Source organism: Bordetella genomosp. 4 (assembly GCF_002261185.1).
Classification (GTDB): Bacteria; Pseudomonadota; Gammaproteobacteria; order Burkholderiales; family Burkholderiaceae_B; genus Bordetella_A.
The window spans coordinates 53,720-71,195 of record NZ_NEVQ01000009.1; the positions used below are offsets into that span (position 1 = coordinate 53,720).

Here is a 17,476-nt window from a genome sequence, read left to right on the forward strand (position 1 = left end):
TACGTTTTCCGGCTATGCGAAAACACCCTTATAACGACTCGGCAGCATCACTACGCCGACCTGGAGAGCAGACATGTCAGGCATCAACTACGGTGAAAAAATCCCCAACAACGTCAACCTGTCCAGCGACCGTGCGCTGCAACGCGCACTCGAACACTGGCAGCCCAACTACCTGCAATGGTGGCAGGACATGGGCCCGGACGGGTCGCATGGTTTTGACGTATACCTGCGCACAGCAGTCAGCGTCGAGCCCGATGGCTGGGCGCATTTCGATCATGTGAAGATGCCTGACTATCGTTGGGGCATTTTCCTCGCACCGCAGGATGGCCAGCGCAAAATTCATTTTGGTGAAAACCTCGGCCGCGATGTCTGGCAAGACGTGCCGGGCGAACACCGCGCCAACCTGCGCCGCATCATCGTGACGCAGGGCGATACCGAGCCGGCGTCGATCGAGCAGCAACGCCATCTGGGCATGACCGCGCCGTCGCAATACGACCTGCGCAACCTATTTCAGATCAACGTCGAAGAGGGCCGCCATCTGTGGGCGATGGTGTATCTGCTGCATCGCTATTTCGGCCGCGATGGCCGCGAAGAAGCCGACGCCTTGCTGCAGCGCAGTTCCGGTGATGCAGACAATCCGCGCATCCTGGGAGCGTTCAACGAAAAGACGCCCGATTGGCTGGCCTTTTATATGTTCACCTATTTCACCGACCGCGATGGGAAATTCCAGTTGTGCGCGTTGGCGGAATCGGGCTTTGATCCCTTGGCCCGCACGACCAAATTCATGCTGACCGAAGAAGCCCATCACATGTTTGTCGGCGAGTCGGGCGTCTCGCGCATCATTCAACGCACCTGCGAAGTCATGCGCGAACTGAAAACTGATGACCCCGCCACGATACGCGCCGCCGGTGTGATCGACCTGCCTACCATTCAGCGCTATCTGAATTTCCACTACAGCGTCACCATCGATTTGTTCGGCGCGGATCAGTCCTCGAACGCCGCCATCTTTTACAGCGCGGGTCTGAAGGGCCGCTACGAAGAAGGCAAGCGCACGGACGATCATCAACTGAAGAACGATACCTATCGCGTGTTGACGGTCGATGGAGGCAAACTGCGCGAAACCGAAGTGCCGATGTTGAACGCTCTGAATGAAGTCCTGCGTGATGATTTCATCAAGGACTCCATGGCGGGTGTGGGACGCTGGAACAAGGTCATCGAGAAAAGCGGATTGCCATATCGTCTATCTGTGCCTCACAAAGCATTCAACCGTCAGATCGGCACGCTGGCCGGCATCCGCGTAGCGCCCGATGGCGAGGTGCTCTCTGAGGCGCAATGGCAGGCCAATCAACACAAATGGCTGCCCACGCCAGAAGACCGCGCATTCGTGGCCTCGCTGATGGGCCGTGTCGTCGAGACCGGCAAGTTCGCCAACTGGATTGCGCCGCCTGTCATGGGCGTGAATCGACAGGCCGTGAACTTCGAGTATGTCCGTTTTAACTGAATCCCGACGCCCGGCATTCATGCCGGGATCTCTCGGAGCAAAAGATGAACGCACCTTTGCCGCCCGAGGTGTTGAAGCAGCACTTGATCGATCCCGAGATCTGCATACGCTGCAACACCTGTGAGGAAACCTGCCCCATCGACGCTATCACGCATGACGGCACCAACTACGTGGTGGATCCCGCCATTTGCAATGGCTGCATGGCTTGCGTGCCGCCTTGTCCGACGGGGTCAATTGACAATTGGCGGCTGGTGCTGAAAACCGAGGCCTATAGTGTCGAGGAGCAATTCGGCTGGGACGAATTGCCAGGCGAAAAAGCGCTGCCCGATACGGTGTCGGCGAATTCCGCATCCGATGCTGAAGAGATCGTTTCCGTGGTGTCCAACGGCGGCGAAGATGCCGATTCCGCAAGCGCGCCCACTCCCGTTTTTTCTCCCTCGGGCGCAACGATTCCTCCCTGGTCCGCGGCGCATCCCTATGTCAATCTCTACGGTCACAAGACGCCTGCTGTCGCAACGGTCGTCGGCAATTATCGCGTGACCGATGAGGATACCGACAGTGATATCCATCACATCGTGCTGGATTTCGGCAATGTGCCGTTTCCCGTGTTGGAAGGCCAGTCCATTGGGATATTGCCGCCCGGCACCGACGCGCAGGGCCGTCCGCATCACGCGCGTCAATATTCGCTGGCCAGCCCACGCGATGGCGAGCGCGCAGGCTACAACAATCTGTCGCTGACGGTGAAGCGTGTCACCGAGGACCATCAAGGGCAGCCGGCACGCGGCGTATGTTCCAACTATCTCTGCGACCTGGCCAGGAACGATACGGTGCAAGTCATCGGGCCGTTTGGGAATACCTTTTTAATGCCTAATCATGCACACGCCAATCTGATGATGATCTGCACGGGAACGGGATCGGCGCCCATGCGTGCGATGACAGAGCGTTATCGGCGCCGGATCGCACGTGGCACGAATGGCCGCCTGATGTTGTTCTTTGGTGCTCGTACGCAACGAGAGCTGCCGTACTTTGGGCCTTTGATGAAGCTTCCGCGCGATTTCATCGATATCAACCTGGCCCTGTCGCGCGATGCAGCACAGCCGCGCCGTTACGTCCAGGACTTGATCCGCGAGCGCGCCGCCGACGTGTTGACGTTGTTGCAGGACCCAAATACCTGTATTTACGTTTGCGGGCTAAAGGGGATGGAAACCGGCGTTTTGGACGCTTTGCGCGATGTGGTCGTGCAATCTGGCGAGGATTGGACTATCCTGCATGATGTGTTGCGCCGCGAGGGGCGGCTGCATTTCGAGACGTACTAGCTGGCAGGGGCTCGGAGCACATCATAGGTAGGGTGCTCTGCATCGCGTCATTTGGCGTAGGCGCTCTGCCTGTCTTGTACTCAAACTACCGGCGTACTCAGGTGCGCCGGTTTTTGCTGAAGACGCCAAAAAAATGAAATTCGCAGAATTCAAGGAAGGCATGTTGATCCATGGTGGTCCGGTCACGGTCACCGAGGCCGAGATCCTGACATTTGCCCGCCAATATGATCCGCAATGGTTTCACACGGATGTGGAACGGGCCGCTCAAGGGCGCTGGGGTGGTTTGATCGCCAGTGGCTGGCATACCTGTGCGCTCGCGATGCGTATGGCGGTTGAGGCAGCGTTGCATGATTCCGAATCGTTTGGTTCGCCCGGGCTGGGAGAAGTCCGTTGGCGAGTGCCGGTGCGGCCGGGGGATACGTTGCGGTTGGATGCGCGTGTGCAAGCTGTGAGGCGGTCTACTTCTCGCGATGATCTAGGGATCATTACGTGGAATTGGACGATTTTGAATCAGCACGATGAGGCGGTGCTGGAGTTGGACGCGACTAGCTTGTTTGACTTGGGGCAGGTTGGTTAGCGCTTGGTTTTCTCGCCGATGCTGGATGGTGTTGGCTTGGGTTGGGCGCCAGGTTTTGTGGGACGTCGGGGGCTTTCGTTTGCTGGCCTTGGGCGTCTCTATTTAGGCGTCCCGGCCGCGTGCCCGAGGGGCGCGCCGGGCCTATCGCACGGACTCGCCCCACGAGCAGGGGGCTCGGCCTCGCTACGCGAGGCTGAATCCGCGCTCTACGGCCCGGCACACCCCTCGGGCACGCGGCCGGGACTCGCAGAGGGGACTCGCCTCCATCTTGATGCAAGTGGGGCCGTGGTCGCTAATTGCGATGTGAGGCACTACGCCGCCTTGTCGGCGCGGTTCCGCTGTCGTCGAGATAGTGGCCCAGACCGACGACGAAACCTGCGGTGGCAGCGTACCTCAGATGGGCCTGTGCGGGTTTATCTGGACGGAAGGTAGTCGTGACGGCTGCTGTGGCGAGGGGTATGGCCCACCCGTATGTGTCTACGGATTTTGCCAAAGACATCGGTGTGCCTGTCATCAGCTCGCCAGTGATACGGCCCAGGGTGTTCGCCGCAGCGCCTACAGCGATGGCTGCCAGATGGACACCGGAGGCGCCGCTGACACTCGAGATCTCATGAAAACAGAGTTCACGCATTATTTCTCCAAACCTTGATATGAGAAAAATCGAATCTCAAAGCATCTGCAGATGCTATGACGCCGCACCGCTTAAACAATGTGCAGCGAATTCGGAGCCAGGAGCGTAGCGGCAATAACCTTTCGAATATAGGTTGCCGAAAAAAATAAGACGTTGTTCCGTAATCGTGCCTGCGCCAAAGGAACCAACGATGTCGGCCCAAAGAAAACGCCTCAATATCCAAAGATACTGAGGCGAAATCTAAAGAGAACGACAGGGCGAAAAGAACAGATCAGCTGAACGCCTGGATCCCCGTCTGGGCGCGGCCCAGAATCAAAGCGTGCACGTCGTGCGTACCTTCGTAGGTGTTAACCACCTCGAGGTTGACCAAATGACGCGCCACGCCGAACTCGTCAGAGATCCCGTTGCCGCCCAACATATCGCGAGCCAGGCGCGCGATATCCAGCGCCTTGCCGCACGAGTTGCGCTTCATGATCGAGGTGATTTCGACAGCAGCAGTGCCCTCGTCTTTCATGCGGCCCAAACGCAGGCAGCCTTGCAGGCCCAGGGTGATCTCGGTTTGCATGTCGGCCAGTTTTTTCTGGATCAACTGGTTGGCAGCCAAGGGGCGGCCAAACTGTTTGCGGTCCAGCGTGTATTGGCGAGCGGTGTGCCAGCAGGCCTCGGCTGCACCCAGCGCACCCCAGGCAATGCCAAAGCGAGCCGAGTTCAGGCAGGTGAAGGGGCCGCGCAGGCCAGACACGCCAGGCATCATCTGGTCGGCCGGAACATCGACCTCGTCCATCACGATTTCACCGGTGATCGAGGCACGCAGGCCGACCTTGCCGTGAATGGCCGGAGCGGACAGGCCTTTCATGCCTTTTTCCAGGATGAAACCGCGGATCTTGCCGTCGAATTCACCGCCCACGCATTTGGCCCACACCACGAACACATCAGCGATAGGCGAGTTGGTGATCCACATCTTGCCGCCGGTCAGTTTGTAGCGGTCGCCGGTCAGCACGGCGCGGGTTTCCATGCCGTTGGGGTCGGAACCGTGGTTGGGTTCCGTCAGGCCAAAGCAGCCGATCCATTCGCCGCTGGCGAGTTTGGGCAAGTATTTTTTCTTTTGCGCTTCGCTGCCGAACTCGTTGATCGGCACCATCACCAGCGACGATTGCACGCTCATCATCGAACGATAGCCCGAGTCGACGCGCTCGACTTCGCGAGCGATCAGGCCATAGCTGACGTAGTTCAGGCCGGCGCCACCGTATTCAACGGGGATCGTCGCGCCCAGCAGGCCCAGCTCGCCCATCTCGGAAAAGATCTTCGGATCAGTCTGTTCGTTGCGGAATGCGTTGAGCACGCGCGGGGCCAGCTTGTCTTGCGCATAAGCCGCAGCAGCATCGCGCACCATGCGCTCTTCGTCAGTCAGTTGCTGGTCGAGCAACAGCGGGTCTTGCCAGTGAAAAGAAGGATTCGAGGACATGCGGGTCTCCGGTATAGAGCGAAATACGGGGAATGCGTATATCGGGTTAATACGTTGATTCGGTTTGCGCAGCGATAGGTCGCTGCGAGAGTCCGGATCGATATTAATACTTTAAGTCTAAATGATCTTGGGGTGCCGGCGTGTCAACCCGGTTGACGGGTTGACACATGGTTTATCGCTGCGCCTTCAGCGCGGCGTCGCGGATCTTGTCCAGCGTGGTCGACGGGGTGATGGTCTGTGGGTCGATCAGGCAGTGCAGGATGGCGGGTTTGCCGCTGGCCAGGGCGCGTTCAAATGCTGGCGCAAACTGTTCTGTCGTTTCGACACGCTCGCCATAGCCGCCAAAGGCTTGCGCGTATGCGGCGAAGTCGGGGTTTTGCAATTGGGTGGCGGAAATGCGGCCAGGATAGTGTTTCTCCTGGTGCATGCGGATCGTGCCGTACATGCCGTTATCGATCAGCAAGACGAGGATGGGCAGGTTGTATTGCACGGCGGTCGCGAATTCCTGGCCATGCATCATGAAGCACCCATCCCCCGCAAAACACACGACGGTCTTTTCGGGTTGGACGCGTTTGGCGCCGACGGCCGCCGGCAGGCCGTAGCCCATGGATCCGGACGTCGGAGCCAGCTGCGTACCGTAGCGGGTAAAGCGGTGGAAACGATGCAGCCAGGTGGCGTAGTTGCCGGCGCCGTTGGTCATGATGGCATCGGCAGGCAGCGTTTTTTCCAGATAGGCCATGACTTCGCCCAACTGCAGCTGACCTGGCGTGTGCACTGTGGTGGGATCGCTCCAGGCCAGGTAAGACTGGCGTGCAGTCGCCGTATCGGCAGCCCAGGCGGGTTGCGCAGGGCCTTTGACGCCAGCCAGTGCCTGGGCAAAGGCGGCGGGCGAGGTATTGATGGACAGGGTGGGGCGGTACACGCGGCCCAGTTCGGCGCTGTCAGGATGCACATGCACCAGTTTCTGGGCCGGCACCGGGATGTTGAGCAGGGTATAGGCCTGACTGGGGTTTTCGGACATCCGGCCGCCGACCAGCAAAATCAGGTCCGCGTCGGCCACGCGTTTGAGCAGCGCCGGGTTGATGCCCAACCCCACGTCACCGATAAAGCAGGGGTGATCTGCGGGGAACAGCATCTGGCGGCGGAACGACACCGCGGTGGGCAGCGACAGGCGTTCGGCAAAGGCGGTGAACTGCTCGACAGCGTCCGCGCTCCAGCGGGTGCCTCCCAGGATGGCAACGGGGGACCGCGCCTGAGACAGCAGTTGTTCCAGATCGCTCAGCTGACCGGCGGTCGGAGCGCTTTCGATGACCTCGTAATGCGGCGCGTCGTCCACCGTGGCGGTTTCTGTCAGCATGTCCTCGGGCAGCGCGATCACGACCGGACCCGGACGACCCGAGGTGGCGATATGAAATGCGCGTGAGATCAGTTCAGGAATGCGTTCGACCTGATCGATTTCGGTGACCCATTTGGCTTGCGTGCCGAACACGGCACGATAGTCCATTTCCTGAAAGGCTTCGCGCTCGCGCATGCCACGCTCGATCTGGCCGACAAACAAGATCATCGGCGTGGAATCTTGTTTGGCAATGTGCACGCCGGCCATGGCGTTGGTGGCGCCGGGGCCGCGGGTGACCATGCAGATGCCGGGCTCGCCGGTGAGCTTGCCGTGCGCGTCGGCCATCATGGCTGCGCCGCCCTCTTGGCGGCATACCGTGACGTCGATCTGGGCATCATGCAAGCCGTCCAGCACGGCCAGGTAGCTTTCCCCGGGAACACAGAAAACGTGTTTGACGCCGTGGGCGGCCAATTGATCGACCAGGATATGTCCGCCCAGGCGGGCACGGGAGGGAGTCGTCGCGATAGTCATAGGTAAGCCGGTAATTAAATAAGCGGGCAGGCAAAATCAGCCGGATAGCAAGCTATTGAGCATAATGTTCCTCGCTTGCACAGTGCAATTGATAAAATTGCACAATATAGTGACTTGTCAGCACGTAGTGTTCAACCTTGCGATGCAGCAGCACGCGATGCCGCCCGCGAGATGGCAGTGCCCCACAGGGTGGCGTTGGAGATTTTTTCTTTTATGCGTAATGGCATTCCGAACCTGAGCGCCTTGCAGGCTTTCGAGGCATCGGCCCGGCTGGGGAGCTTTTCCCGAGCGGCGGAGGAGCTCGCGCTGACGCATAGCGCGGTCTATCGTCAGGTGGCCAGCCTGGAGGCTCGCCTGGGTGTGCAGCTATTTACGCGCGTGCGCCGGCGTATTGTGCTGACAGAGCATGGCGCTGAATATGCCGGCCGCATTCGCCATCATCTGGATCAGATCGAAAAGGACACGTTCGGCCTGGTCAGCCGCACCGGCATGGGGCGCAGCATTCACATTGCGGTGGTGCCGACGTTGGCCACGACATGGCTGATTCCGCGTTTGCCTGGCTTTCAACAGCAGTATCCCGACATTAGCGTGAGCTTGTCGGTGCGCACGCTACCATTTCAGTTCAAGGACCAGCCGTTCGATGGGGCGCTGTATCACGCCAGCAGTCTCTGGCCAGGGACTCAAGGCGTGCTGCTATTTCCGGAAAAGAAACTGGTGCCGGTCTGCGCCCCGCATCTGCCGCGTCGCGAAGAGGACGGGCTGGCTGGGTTGACTCATCTGCACTTGAGCTCCCGGCCGGATGCCTGGCGGCTCTGGTATGGGGCTAATGGTCAATCTTATGGGCCTCAAGCGGCGGGCGGGCCGCGTTACGAGCTTTTCACCATGATGCTGGCGGCTGCGGAGGCCGGCTTAGGCGTGGGGCTGGTGCCGCATTTTCTGGCTTCTCCGGCGTTGGAGGAGGGAAGGCTTGTGCAGCCGGTGCCGCAGGTGTTGACGGTGGGGCAGGGGTATTACTTTGGGTATTCGCAGCGGGATGAGAGGTCTGAGGCGTTGAGGGCGTTTGAGCGGTGGTTGCGGTCGGTGGCTTAAGGGGAGCTTGCAATGCGGTGTTCGGGGTTCTTTAGACGCCGGGGCTCGTCGTGTAAAGGGCGCGCTGGCCCTATCGCCTGGTCTGGCCGCCTGCGCGGCCAGACTGCCCTTCACCTGTCTCGCCAGGCGGGGCGGCTGGGCAAACTCGCTCCGCTGCGCTCCACTCAAACATGCCCAGCCGACTTCCCCCCGCCTGACAAGACAGGTTCGGCAGGCTCTACGGGCCAGCGCGCCCTTTACACGACGAGCCCCGGCTCAGAACGTCTCGTATTCGTCGATGTGGGAAAGCTCGTGGATCTATGCTGCACACATCGGTGGCATGCCACCATTGTGAGTCCCTGTCGCGTGCCGGAGTGCGGCGCCGGGCCGTTGAGCACGGGGCAGTCCCCGCAGGGGACTTCGGCCCCTGCTAATGGGCCGAACCCGTGCGATAGGCCCGGCGCCGCACTCCGGCACGCGACAGGGACGGCTTAATAGAGATATTCGCTCCAGATACTGATGACTTCCACACCATTAACCTCGCAACCAGATATTGATGCCTTCATCGACGCTGTATGGCTGGAGGACGGCTTGGCCGCAAATACGCTGGCGGCATATCGGCGTGATCTGACTGCGTTTGCGCAGTGGCTGGAAAACCCGGCTGAGCACGGCGGGGCTGCGATGGCTACCCAATTACGAGAGGTTGCGGCCGGCGATATCGAGGCGTGGTTTGCAGCGCGTCACGAGGAGAGCCGCGCGACGACAGCAAATCGCCGGTTGGCGGCATTGCGGCGGTTTTATGCCTGGGCGTTGCGAGAGCATCGTGCGGAAAAAGATCCCTGTTTGACGCTCAGCGCCGCAAAGCAGCCGCCTCGTATGCCCAAGACGCTGTCCGAGGCGCAGGTCGAGGCATTGTTGGCAGCGCCCGATTTGAACACTGCGCGCGGATTGCGGGATCGCGCCATGTTGGAAACGTTGTATGCCACGGGGCTGCGCGTGTCTGAGCTGGTCAACGTCAAGGTGCTTGAAGTCAGTTTGAACGAAGGCGTGGTGCGCGTTGTGATGGGCAAGGGCGGCAAAGATCGCCTGGTGCCGCTAGGGGCCGAGGCTGCGCATTGGATCGAGCGTTATATGCAGTCTGCGCGTCCCGAGCTTGCTGGCACTCGTGTGAGCGACGCCTTGTTTTTGACGGGGCGCGCGCAACCGATGTCGAGGCAGGCATTCTGGCAACTGATCAAGAAGTACGCCATCATCGCGGGCGTGCAGGCGCCCTTGTCGCCGCATGTGCTGCGCCATGCGTTTGCAACCCATTTGCTGAATCACGGGGCTGACTTGCGCGTGGTGCAGATGCTGTTGGGACATGCGGATATTTCTACGACGCAGATTTACACGCATGTGGCACGCGAGCGGCTCAAAGCGCTGCATGCAGCGCATCATCCCCGTGCTTGAATGCAACGCGCGGCAGGTGAATGTTTTTCCCTTGCATGATGGGCGTAGAGCAGGTGCGAGAAGGCGTGTAAGGCTTCTGCGTCCCGTGGTATTTTGACGCGCTCTGATTGCCGTCCAAGTCTACACTAACGAGTTTCTGGATTACGCCTAATTCCTGCTTGCGCCATGAGTAAAGCCCGTCACGTTTCCGAAACGCCCGCTACCCAGTTGTTGAAGAAAAACAAGGTGGACTACACCGAACATACTTATGACTATGTCGATCATGGGGGCGCAGGCGAGGCGGCCCGGCAGTTGGGGCTGGACCCTCATGCGGTGGTCAAGACCTTGATCATGGAAGACGAGGCGGCGCGGCCTTTGATTGTGGTCATGCACGGTGATCGCGAAGTCTCGACCAAAAATCTGGCTCGTCAGGCAGGCGTGAAGAAGGTCGCTCCTTGCCATCCCGAAGTCGCGCAGCGGCATTCGGGGTACCAGGTGGGCGGGACATCGCCATTCGGTACGCGCAAGCGTATGCCCGTGTGGGTCGAGGCGCAGGTGCTGGAGTATCCCGTGGTCTATATCAATGGCGGGCGCCGAGGGTACTTGATCGGCATTGACCCCAAGGTACTGGTCAGCCTGCTGGGAGCCAAGCCTGTGTCGGTTGCGCTGGAATAGCGCATATTGCGCGTTGCTGCGACGGCGTGCCGGGTGGCGGCACTGCGGTAGTTTTCGGTCCGGCCGTATTTCTGTCCAAGTGGTATTCGGTTACCACCTCTTGTTCCGCCTCATGCCGCACAATGTCCTTTCTCAACCAGGCAGGATACGAGGCGTTGAGCGCGCCGTCTGCCTGATTGTCGCCTCGCAACCAGGAACAGGGAGACAACGATGGCCAAGAAACTATTGATGTTGGTCGGCGATTACGCCGAAGACTACGAAACCATGGTGCCGTTTCAGACGCTGCTGGCGGTGGGACATACCGTGCATGCGGTCTGCCCAGGCAAGAAAGCCGGTGACAATGTCGCGACGGCGATTCACGATTTTGAGGGCGCGCAGACCTATAGTGAAAAGCGCGGGCACAATTTCGCGCTGAATCACGATTTTGAGCAGGTCGATGTGGCGTCTTATGACGGCCTGGTGATTCCGGGCGGCCGTGCGCCGGAATATCTGCGTTTGAACGAACGCGTGCTGGAAATCGTGCGGCAGTTCGATCAGGCGCGCAAGCCTATCGCGGCCGTCTGCCATGGCGCTCAGTTGCTGGCCGCGGCAGGTATTTTGAAAGGGCGCACGTGCTCGGCCTATCCCGCCTGCGCGCCAGAGGTTCGCCTGGCAGGCGGCACTTATGCCGAGATTGCCATCGATCAGGCGCACACCGATGGCAATTTGGTGACGGCTCCTGCCTGGCCGGCTCACCCCGCCTGGTTGGCGCAATTCTTGCAGGTCCTGGGCACCAAGATCACGCATTGATTTGTCTCTAGGCCATCTGCTGCCTGCTCGATGAGCAGGCAGCAGGTCAGCCATCGCGGCTTGTATGATCATGGTCAGTGCCTGCCTGCCGCGAGAGCAGCAGAGCTTTGCGGGCAATCGTCAGATTTCCCTTAAGGCGCGTGGCGTTGCGCAGCCTGGCTTGCCGTGGGAGCGTCACAATCGTACAGTGACGTTCAGCTACCAGGAATTTGCGCCATGTGTGAAATCTTTATTCGTGCCCATCCCGATTCCTATGCGCCCGAAAGCCGCTCGCTGCGGCTGCATGGCGTGGCCACCAGTGTGCGGCTCGAACGCCTGTTCTGGTCGGTGCTGGAGGAAATCGCCGCTCGTGATGGCATGCGGGTGACGCAGCTCATCGAGCGGCTTTATGACGAGCTGATCGAGTATCGAGGCGAGGCGGCGAATTTCACGTCGTTTCTGCGCGTGTGTTGTCTGCGATATGAGGTGCTGCAGGTGGATGGCCGTATTCCGGCCGATATGGACGTCCCGATTCGCTCGCTGGACGCCCGGGCCGTGCTGGCGGGGTTGCCCGGAACGCTGCACGATGGCGCAGTGCTGCAGCGCGCTGCGGCGTAATCGTTTGCTGGCTTTTGGTCCGGCGCGATCGCGCAAGCCCGCGTGTTTAGAGCACGGTATCAGTGCTGCGGGCAAAAATTATTCGCAGCACTCTCGCTACAGGCCAACGGCATGCGCCCTAGGCCTAGCGCATCGACATGACTTTCGAGCCAGTTGCCGGGGCCAATGAGGCGACGTCGCTTTGCAGAATACGGCGCATGCGCACGGCATCGCCGATGCGCGAATATTTGCCCTGGGAATCCAGCAGCACAATGGCGATATCGCGGCCATTGATGCGGGTCATCATGACGAGACATTCGCCGGCCTCGTTGATATAGCCCGTTTTCGAAACCTTGATATCCCAATCCGGCTTGCGCACCAGCAGATTGGTGTTGCGGAATGTCTGGGTGCGGTTGGCGACGTCGACCTCGTATTCGTCGTCGGTGGAGTAACGATGGATGAGGGGACGCTGGGCTGCCGCACGCAGCAGGCGCGCCAAATCGTGAGGCGATGACACGTTTTGGCTGGACAGACCGGTGGGTTCGATGAAGTAGGTGCTGGACATGCCCAGCGCGCGAGCCTTGTCGTTCATGGCTCGGACAAAGGCAGGGATACCGCCCGGATAATTGCGTCCCAGTGCGTGCGCCGCCCGGTTTTCGGAAGACATCAATGCCAGGTGCAGCATGTCGCCGCGGCTCAAGCGCGTTCCGACCTGCAGGCGCGATGTCGTGTGCTTGAGGACATCCACGTCTTCGGCGGTGATTTCCAGGATTTGGTCCATGGGCTGGTTGGCATCCACGACGACCAGCGCAGTCATCAGTTTGGAAATCGAGGCGATCGGCCGAACGACGTTTTCGTTTTTGGCGAACAGGACGGTCGAGGTTTCGAGGTCCTGGGCGTAGGCCGTGGTCGAACGCAGTGCCCGGATTTCCTCGCGGATGGAGGCTTCGGCAGCGGGCAGGGCGGCAGCGCTGGCGTGTACGGCCGGGGTGCGCTGGCGCGCGATGATCGTGCTCTTGCGCGATTGGGTGCGCGAGGCGGTTTTCTTGCTCGTGGTGCGGCTTGCGGATTTCTTGGCGCTAGTCTTGGCCGAGGTCTTTTTGGCCTGGGATGTGGACTTTGCCGTTGTCTTGGCGGATTTTTTGGCGGTGCTCGTCGCGGTCGTCTTGGATTTCGCCGCCTTGCAGGCAGAGGATTTCGCGTTGGTTTTGCACGGATCGGCCTTGGCCGCATAGGCCGCGCCAGGCAGCAGACCGACCAGTGCCACGGCCAAAGGCACCAGGGTGGTTACAACGGCGCGTTTCCAGAAAAACACCATAAGACTACCGAGACAAAAGGGGTACGCGACCGGACTGGTCAGGGGCGGCTTGAGCGGAGCCGGGAAAAAGTCAGATGAATTATAGACTTACGTGCAGAATTTAAACAGTTTTTTTAACTGTGGCGCAAGCGCGCGATTGCAACAGAGCCTAATCGTGGCGTTTTTGCCCTGAGATGGGGACACCGAAAGGGATGGCCTCGCCGGGTGGAATCGAACCACCAACTGACCCTTAGGAGGGGTCTGTTATATCCATTTAACTACGGCGAGGCGGGCTCGGAACGCGCAAGTTCCTGATAACAAAGCATATCGTTGGCATCGCCATTCGCTTTGCGAGAGCCGAATTCTAGCATCTGGCCGAGTGTGTTTTGGTGCGTCGCAAGAATGCGTTCGCGCGTCTGTATGGAGCGCACTCATCTGGGCCAGTCGCGCACGGGGCGGCGATACCCCACTCCTGGGCAGGGGCTAAACCGCTTTATTACCGCAGCTTGTATATGATGGGCGAAATTTCGTCATGTGCACAATGTTGGTGCTCAGGCCTGCGCTGTGCATCATGTCGGCGCCCGCGCTAATCCTCTAGGCAAATCAGATGTCTTCATCGCAATCCGTTTCACTGCGTACCCTGTGGTTGGGCACGTTGATCGTGCTGCTCGCCATGGGCGTGCGTGCCACGTTTGGCCTGTTTATGCAGCCGATGGGCTTGGCGCATGGGTGGGGGCGCGATGTGTTTTCGATGGCGTTTGCGCTGCAAAACCTGGTGTGGGGCGTGTCCTGTATTTTCATGGGGATGCTGGCTGACCGATATGGCTCGGGGCGCACGATTGCGCTGGGCGCTTTGCTCTACGTCGCGGGCATGATCGGGACGCGCTTGGCGACCGACGAATTCAGCCTGTACATGACAGCGGGTGTGTTGGTGGGCTTGGGACAGGCGGGTACGACTTTCCCTGTGATTTTGCCCGTGGTGGCGCGCTCGGTGCCGCCCGAGTTTCGCAGTACGGCCATGGGCATCGCCAGCGCGGGCGGCTCGATGGGGCAGTTTTTGGTGGTGCCTGCCGGGCAAATGCTGATCAGCGGATTGGATTGGACAGGGGCGCTATGGGCGCTTTCCTTACTGGCGGCGACGGGTATTCCATTGGCCTATTACTTGCGGGGCAAGCCCGCCGCCCACGCCAGTGGGCAATCGCTGTCCGCCGCTATCCGCCAGGCTTTGCAGCACCCGTCGTTTCATTTCTTGGCGAGTAGTTATTTCGTTTGCGGATTTCACACCGCATTCATCACCTTGCACCTTCCGGCCTATGTCGCCGACGGCGGATTGAACGCCAGTCAAGGCGCGACGGCAATTGCGCTGATTGGCTTGTTCAATGTCATAGGGTCGTTTTACGCTGGGAAACTCGGCGGGCGCTATAGCAAGAAGAAACTATTGGCAGGTGTCTACGGGTTGCGAGCTTTTGGCATGTTGTTGTTGCTGACAATGCCGCTTTCACCTTGGGTACTGTATGCCTTCGCTGCCTGGATGGGCTTGTTCTGGCTTGGTACGGTGCCATTGACACAGGGGCTGATCGGCCAGATCTATGGTTTGCGATATGCCGCTACCTTGTCCGGCATTGCGTTCCTAGGGCATCAAGTGGGCAGCTTCATTGGCGTGTGGCTGGGGGGCTATGTCTATTCCACAACCGGTAACTACGATCTGATGTGGTGGATCGGTATTGCGCTCGCCATCATCGCGGCGCTGTTGTGCCTGCCGGTACGGGAACAGTCGGTAGAGCCGCAGCCGGTGCCGCAAGCGGTGGCCTGACATGAGACGCGGCGTTCTCTGGCGTGCTCTGGGCGGAATCGCCTTAGTGGCAGTGCTCGCGCTGGGATTTCTCGGGTATATGCGGCCAGATCTGCAATTGAACTGGGAAACCCTGGCAGCGATGTGCGGGTTTTGAACCTCTATCATTGGTTTTAAGAATTAAATTTTACGTTCAATAGCTAAAAACTATTTATTGTTTTATTTAGTTCAATTTCATCTCCTAACAAAGCCTGAGTAAGATGGGGACACCAGTAACCCACGGAGTCCTCATCGTGTCGTCTGAAGCAAAGTGTCCTTTCCATCTCGTCGCCGGCAGCGGTACTACCAGTCATGACTGGTGGCCCAATCAATTGCGTGTCGATCTCCTTAATCAACACTCCAACCGCTCCAACCCATTGGGCGAGACGTTCAACTACGCCGAGGAATTCAAGAAACTCGATTACCACGCCCTGAAGAAAGACCTGCGTGCCTTGTTGACCGACTCGCAGGACTGGTGGCCTGCAGACTGGGGTAGTTACGCCGGTTTGTTTATCCGTATGGCGTGGCACAGCGCCGGTACGTACCGCATGGTCGATGGCCGCGGCGGCGGTGGCCGGGGGCAGCAACGTTTTGCGCCCTTGAACTCGTGGCCCGACAATGTCAGCCTGGACAAGGCTCGCCGCCTGCTGTGGCCCATCAAACGCAAATACGGACAGGCGATTTCGTGGGCCGATTTGATGCAATTGGCTGGCAACGTGGCACTGGAAAACAGCGGTTTCCGTACGTTTGGTTTCGGCGCCGGCCGCGAGGACGTGTGGGAGCCTGACCTGGATGTGAACTGGGGCAATGAAAAGGCCTGGTTGGCGCATCGCAAATCCGAGGCATTGGCGGGCAGCCCGCTCTCGGCGACAGAGATGGGCTTGATCTATGTCAACCCGGAAGGCCCGGAGGCCAGTGGCGATCCCTTGTCTGCGGCGCCGTTTATCCGTGCGACGTTTGGCAACATGGCAATGAACGACGAGGAAATCGTCGCGTTGATCGCGGGCGGTCACACGCTGGGCAAGACCCATGGCGCTTTCCCGGCCGACAAGATCGGCGAGGCTCCGGAGGTCTCGCCGATTGAATCGCAGGGCTTGGGCTGGGCTTCCGGCTATGGCACCGGCGTGGGTGCCGATACCGTGACTTCGGGCCTGGAAGTCGTGTGGACACAAACGCCCACTCAATGGAGCAACCACTTTTTCGAGAACCTGTTCAAGTATGAGTGGGTGCAGACACGCAGTCCGGCCGGCGCCATCCAGTGGGAAGCCAGCGACGCCGAGGCCATCATCCCCGATCCGTTCGACCCGTCGAAAAAACGCAAGCCGACGATGTTGACGACGGACCTGACGCTGCGCTTTGATCCGGAATTCGAAAAAATCTCCCGTCGATTTCTTGAGGATCCGCAGGCGTTCAACGAAGCCTTTGCTCGTGCCTGGTTCAAGCTGACCCATCGCGACATGGGGCCGAAGGCGCGCTACCTCGGACCGGAAATCCCGAAAGAAGATTTGATTTGGCAGGATCCGTTGCCCGCGCCCGTACATGCGCCGACTCTTGCCGATATCGCCGACCTGAAGGCCCGCATTGCTGAATCCGGACTGACCGTCGGGCAGTTGGTGTCAGTAGCCTGGGCTTCGGCGGCCACGTTCCGAGGCGGCGACAAGCGAGGCGGCGCTAATGGCGCACGTCTGGCCTTGGCTCCCCAAAAGGACTGGGCAGTCAATCAGACGGCGATTGGCGCATTGGATACCCTCAAGGCGATCCAGCAGGCCAGCGGCAAGGCCTCATTGGCTGATGTGATTGTGCTGGCTGGTGTTGTCGGCGTCGAGCAGGCTGCCAAGGCGGCTGGCGTGGCGATCGAGGTTCCGTTCGTGCCGGGCCGTGTCGACGCGACCCAGGAGCAGACCGATGTGCCGACGTTCGAGTTGATGGAGCCGGTCGCCGACGGTTTCCGCAACTACGGCAAAGGCGGTCATGGTGTGCGCACGGAGGAATGGTTGATTGACCGGGCGCAGTTGTTGACGCTCACGGCGCCTGAGTTGACCGCGCTGATCGGCGGCCTGCGGGTGTTGGGCGCCAATTACGATGGCGGCACCCATGGCGTGTTCACCGATCGTGTCGGTGTCCTGAGCAATGATTTCTTTGTCAATCTGCTCGACATGAACACGGCATGGACGGCCACCGATGATAGCGCCGAGGTCTTCGCAGGGCGTGATCGCAAGACCGGCGAGGTGAAGTACACCGCCACGCGTAATGACCTGGTGTTCGGCTCGAACTCGATCCTGCGCGCTTATGCAGAGGTTTACGCTGCCGAGGATGCGCGCGAACGGTTCGTACGCGACTTTGTCGCCGCCTGGACTCGGGTGATGAACCTGGATCGTTTCGACGTGCAGTGATTCCCGCGTCATAACGGGATGCATGATTAACCGGCCGCCTTTGGGCGGCCGGTTTCGCATGA

General features: G+C 59.8%; 14 protein-coding genes and 1 tRNA gene. 10 read left to right on the top strand and 5 right to left on the bottom strand.

The window, feature by feature from the left end:
- The first annotated feature begins 73 nt into the window (after positions 1 to 73).
- From boxB to CAL20_RS06990, 3 genes are all read left to right on the top strand, one after another.
- Complete coding sequence (boxB, locus tag CAL20_RS06980; RefSeq protein WP_094821493.1) at positions 74 to 1,501, top strand: benzoyl-CoA 2,3-epoxidase subunit BoxB; 1,428 nt, start codon at positions 74 to 76, stop codon at positions 1,499 to 1,501.
- A 44-nt stretch (positions 1,502 to 1,545) separates the two neighbouring features.
- A complete protein-coding gene (boxA, locus tag CAL20_RS06985) occupies positions 1,546 to 2,817 on the top strand; it encodes a benzoyl-CoA 2,3-epoxidase subunit BoxA (RefSeq protein ID WP_094821492.1) in 1,272 nt (423 codons plus the stop codon).
- Positions 2,818 to 2,950: 133 nt separating this feature from the next.
- On the top strand, positions 2,951 to 3,394 hold the full coding sequence (locus CAL20_RS06990) for a MaoC family dehydratase (protein WP_094821491.1): 444 nt from the start codon (positions 2,951 to 2,953) through the stop codon (positions 3,392 to 3,394).
- A 292-nt stretch (positions 3,395 to 3,686) separates the two neighbouring features.
- Here CAL20_RS06990 and CAL20_RS06995 read toward each other — a convergent pair whose 3' ends face one another.
- The 3 genes from CAL20_RS06995 to CAL20_RS07005 form a co-directional block, all read right to left on the bottom strand.
- Positions 3,687 to 4,025 carry a hypothetical protein gene (locus tag CAL20_RS06995; protein ID WP_094821490.1) on the bottom strand — a complete coding sequence of 113 codons (339 nt, stop codon included), beginning with the start codon at positions 4,023 to 4,025 and terminating at the stop codon, positions 3,687 to 3,689.
- A gap of 271 nt (positions 4,026 to 4,296) precedes the next feature.
- Positions 4,297 to 5,490, bottom strand: a complete 1,194-nt coding sequence (locus CAL20_RS07000) for an acyl-CoA dehydrogenase (protein ID WP_094821489.1) — start codon at positions 5,488 to 5,490, stop codon at positions 4,297 to 4,299.
- A gap of 172 nt (positions 5,491 to 5,662) precedes the next feature.
- Positions 5,663 to 7,357 carry a thiamine pyrophosphate-binding protein gene (locus CAL20_RS07005; protein WP_094821488.1) on the bottom strand — a complete coding sequence of 565 codons (1,695 nt, stop codon included), beginning with the start codon at positions 7,355 to 7,357 and terminating at the stop codon, positions 5,663 to 5,665.
- A gap of 213 nt (positions 7,358 to 7,570) precedes the next feature.
- On the opposite strand from CAL20_RS07005, the gene CAL20_RS07010 reads away from it, so the two are divergent.
- From CAL20_RS07010 to CAL20_RS07030, 5 genes are all read left to right on the top strand, one after another.
- Positions 7,571 to 8,446: a LysR substrate-binding domain-containing protein gene (locus CAL20_RS07010; RefSeq protein ID WP_094821487.1), complete on the top strand. Its 876-nt coding sequence runs from the start codon at positions 7,571 to 7,573 to the stop codon at positions 8,444 to 8,446.
- A gap of 495 nt (positions 8,447 to 8,941) precedes the next feature.
- Positions 8,942 to 9,874, top strand: coding sequence for a site-specific tyrosine recombinase XerD (gene xerD / locus CAL20_RS07015; RefSeq protein WP_094821486.1), 933 nt, complete (start codon positions 8,942 to 8,944; stop codon positions 9,872 to 9,874).
- A 165-nt stretch (positions 9,875 to 10,039) separates the two neighbouring features.
- The gene (gene ybaK / locus CAL20_RS07020; protein ID WP_094821485.1) at positions 10,040 to 10,528 is read left to right on the top strand and encodes a Cys-tRNA(Pro) deacylase; all 489 of its coding nucleotides are present in this window, start codon (positions 10,040 to 10,042) and stop codon (positions 10,526 to 10,528) included.
- 210 nt (positions 10,529 to 10,738) lie between these two features.
- Entirely contained in the window at positions 10,739 to 11,317 is a 579-nt protein-coding gene (locus CAL20_RS07025) for a DJ-1/PfpI family protein (RefSeq protein ID WP_094821484.1), read from the top strand.
- 216 nt (positions 11,318 to 11,533) lie between these two features.
- Positions 11,534 to 11,914 (top strand): ribbon-helix-helix domain-containing protein, encoded by a 381-nt coding sequence (locus CAL20_RS07030; protein WP_094821483.1) that lies wholly within the window; start codon positions 11,534 to 11,536, stop codon positions 11,912 to 11,914.
- A 124-nt stretch (positions 11,915 to 12,038) separates the two neighbouring features.
- Here the strand turns inward: CAL20_RS07030 and pbpG are convergent, their stop codons facing one another.
- Both pbpG and CAL20_RS07045 read right to left on the bottom strand, forming a co-directional pair.
- Complete coding sequence (gene pbpG, locus CAL20_RS07035; RefSeq protein WP_254924060.1) at positions 12,039 to 13,211, bottom strand: D-alanyl-D-alanine endopeptidase; 1,173 nt, start codon at positions 13,209 to 13,211, stop codon at positions 12,039 to 12,041.
- Between the two features lie 192 nt (positions 13,212 to 13,403).
- Positions 13,404 to 13,478: transfer RNA gene (locus CAL20_RS07045), tRNA-Arg, on the bottom strand.
- A gap of 319 nt (positions 13,479 to 13,797) precedes the next feature.
- Between CAL20_RS07045 and CAL20_RS07050 the strand changes: the two genes are divergently transcribed.
- Together CAL20_RS07050 and katG are read left to right on the top strand one after the other, a co-directional pair.
- The gene (locus tag CAL20_RS07050; protein WP_094821482.1) at positions 13,798 to 15,003 is read left to right on the top strand and encodes an MFS transporter; all 1,206 of its coding nucleotides are present in this window, start codon (positions 13,798 to 13,800) and stop codon (positions 15,001 to 15,003) included.
- A 272-nt stretch (positions 15,004 to 15,275) separates the two neighbouring features.
- Positions 15,276 to 17,414, top strand: coding sequence for a catalase/peroxidase HPI (katG, locus tag CAL20_RS07055; RefSeq protein WP_217903925.1), 2,139 nt, complete (start codon positions 15,276 to 15,278; stop codon positions 17,412 to 17,414).
- The last annotated feature ends 62 nt before the right edge of the window (positions 17,415 to 17,476 follow it).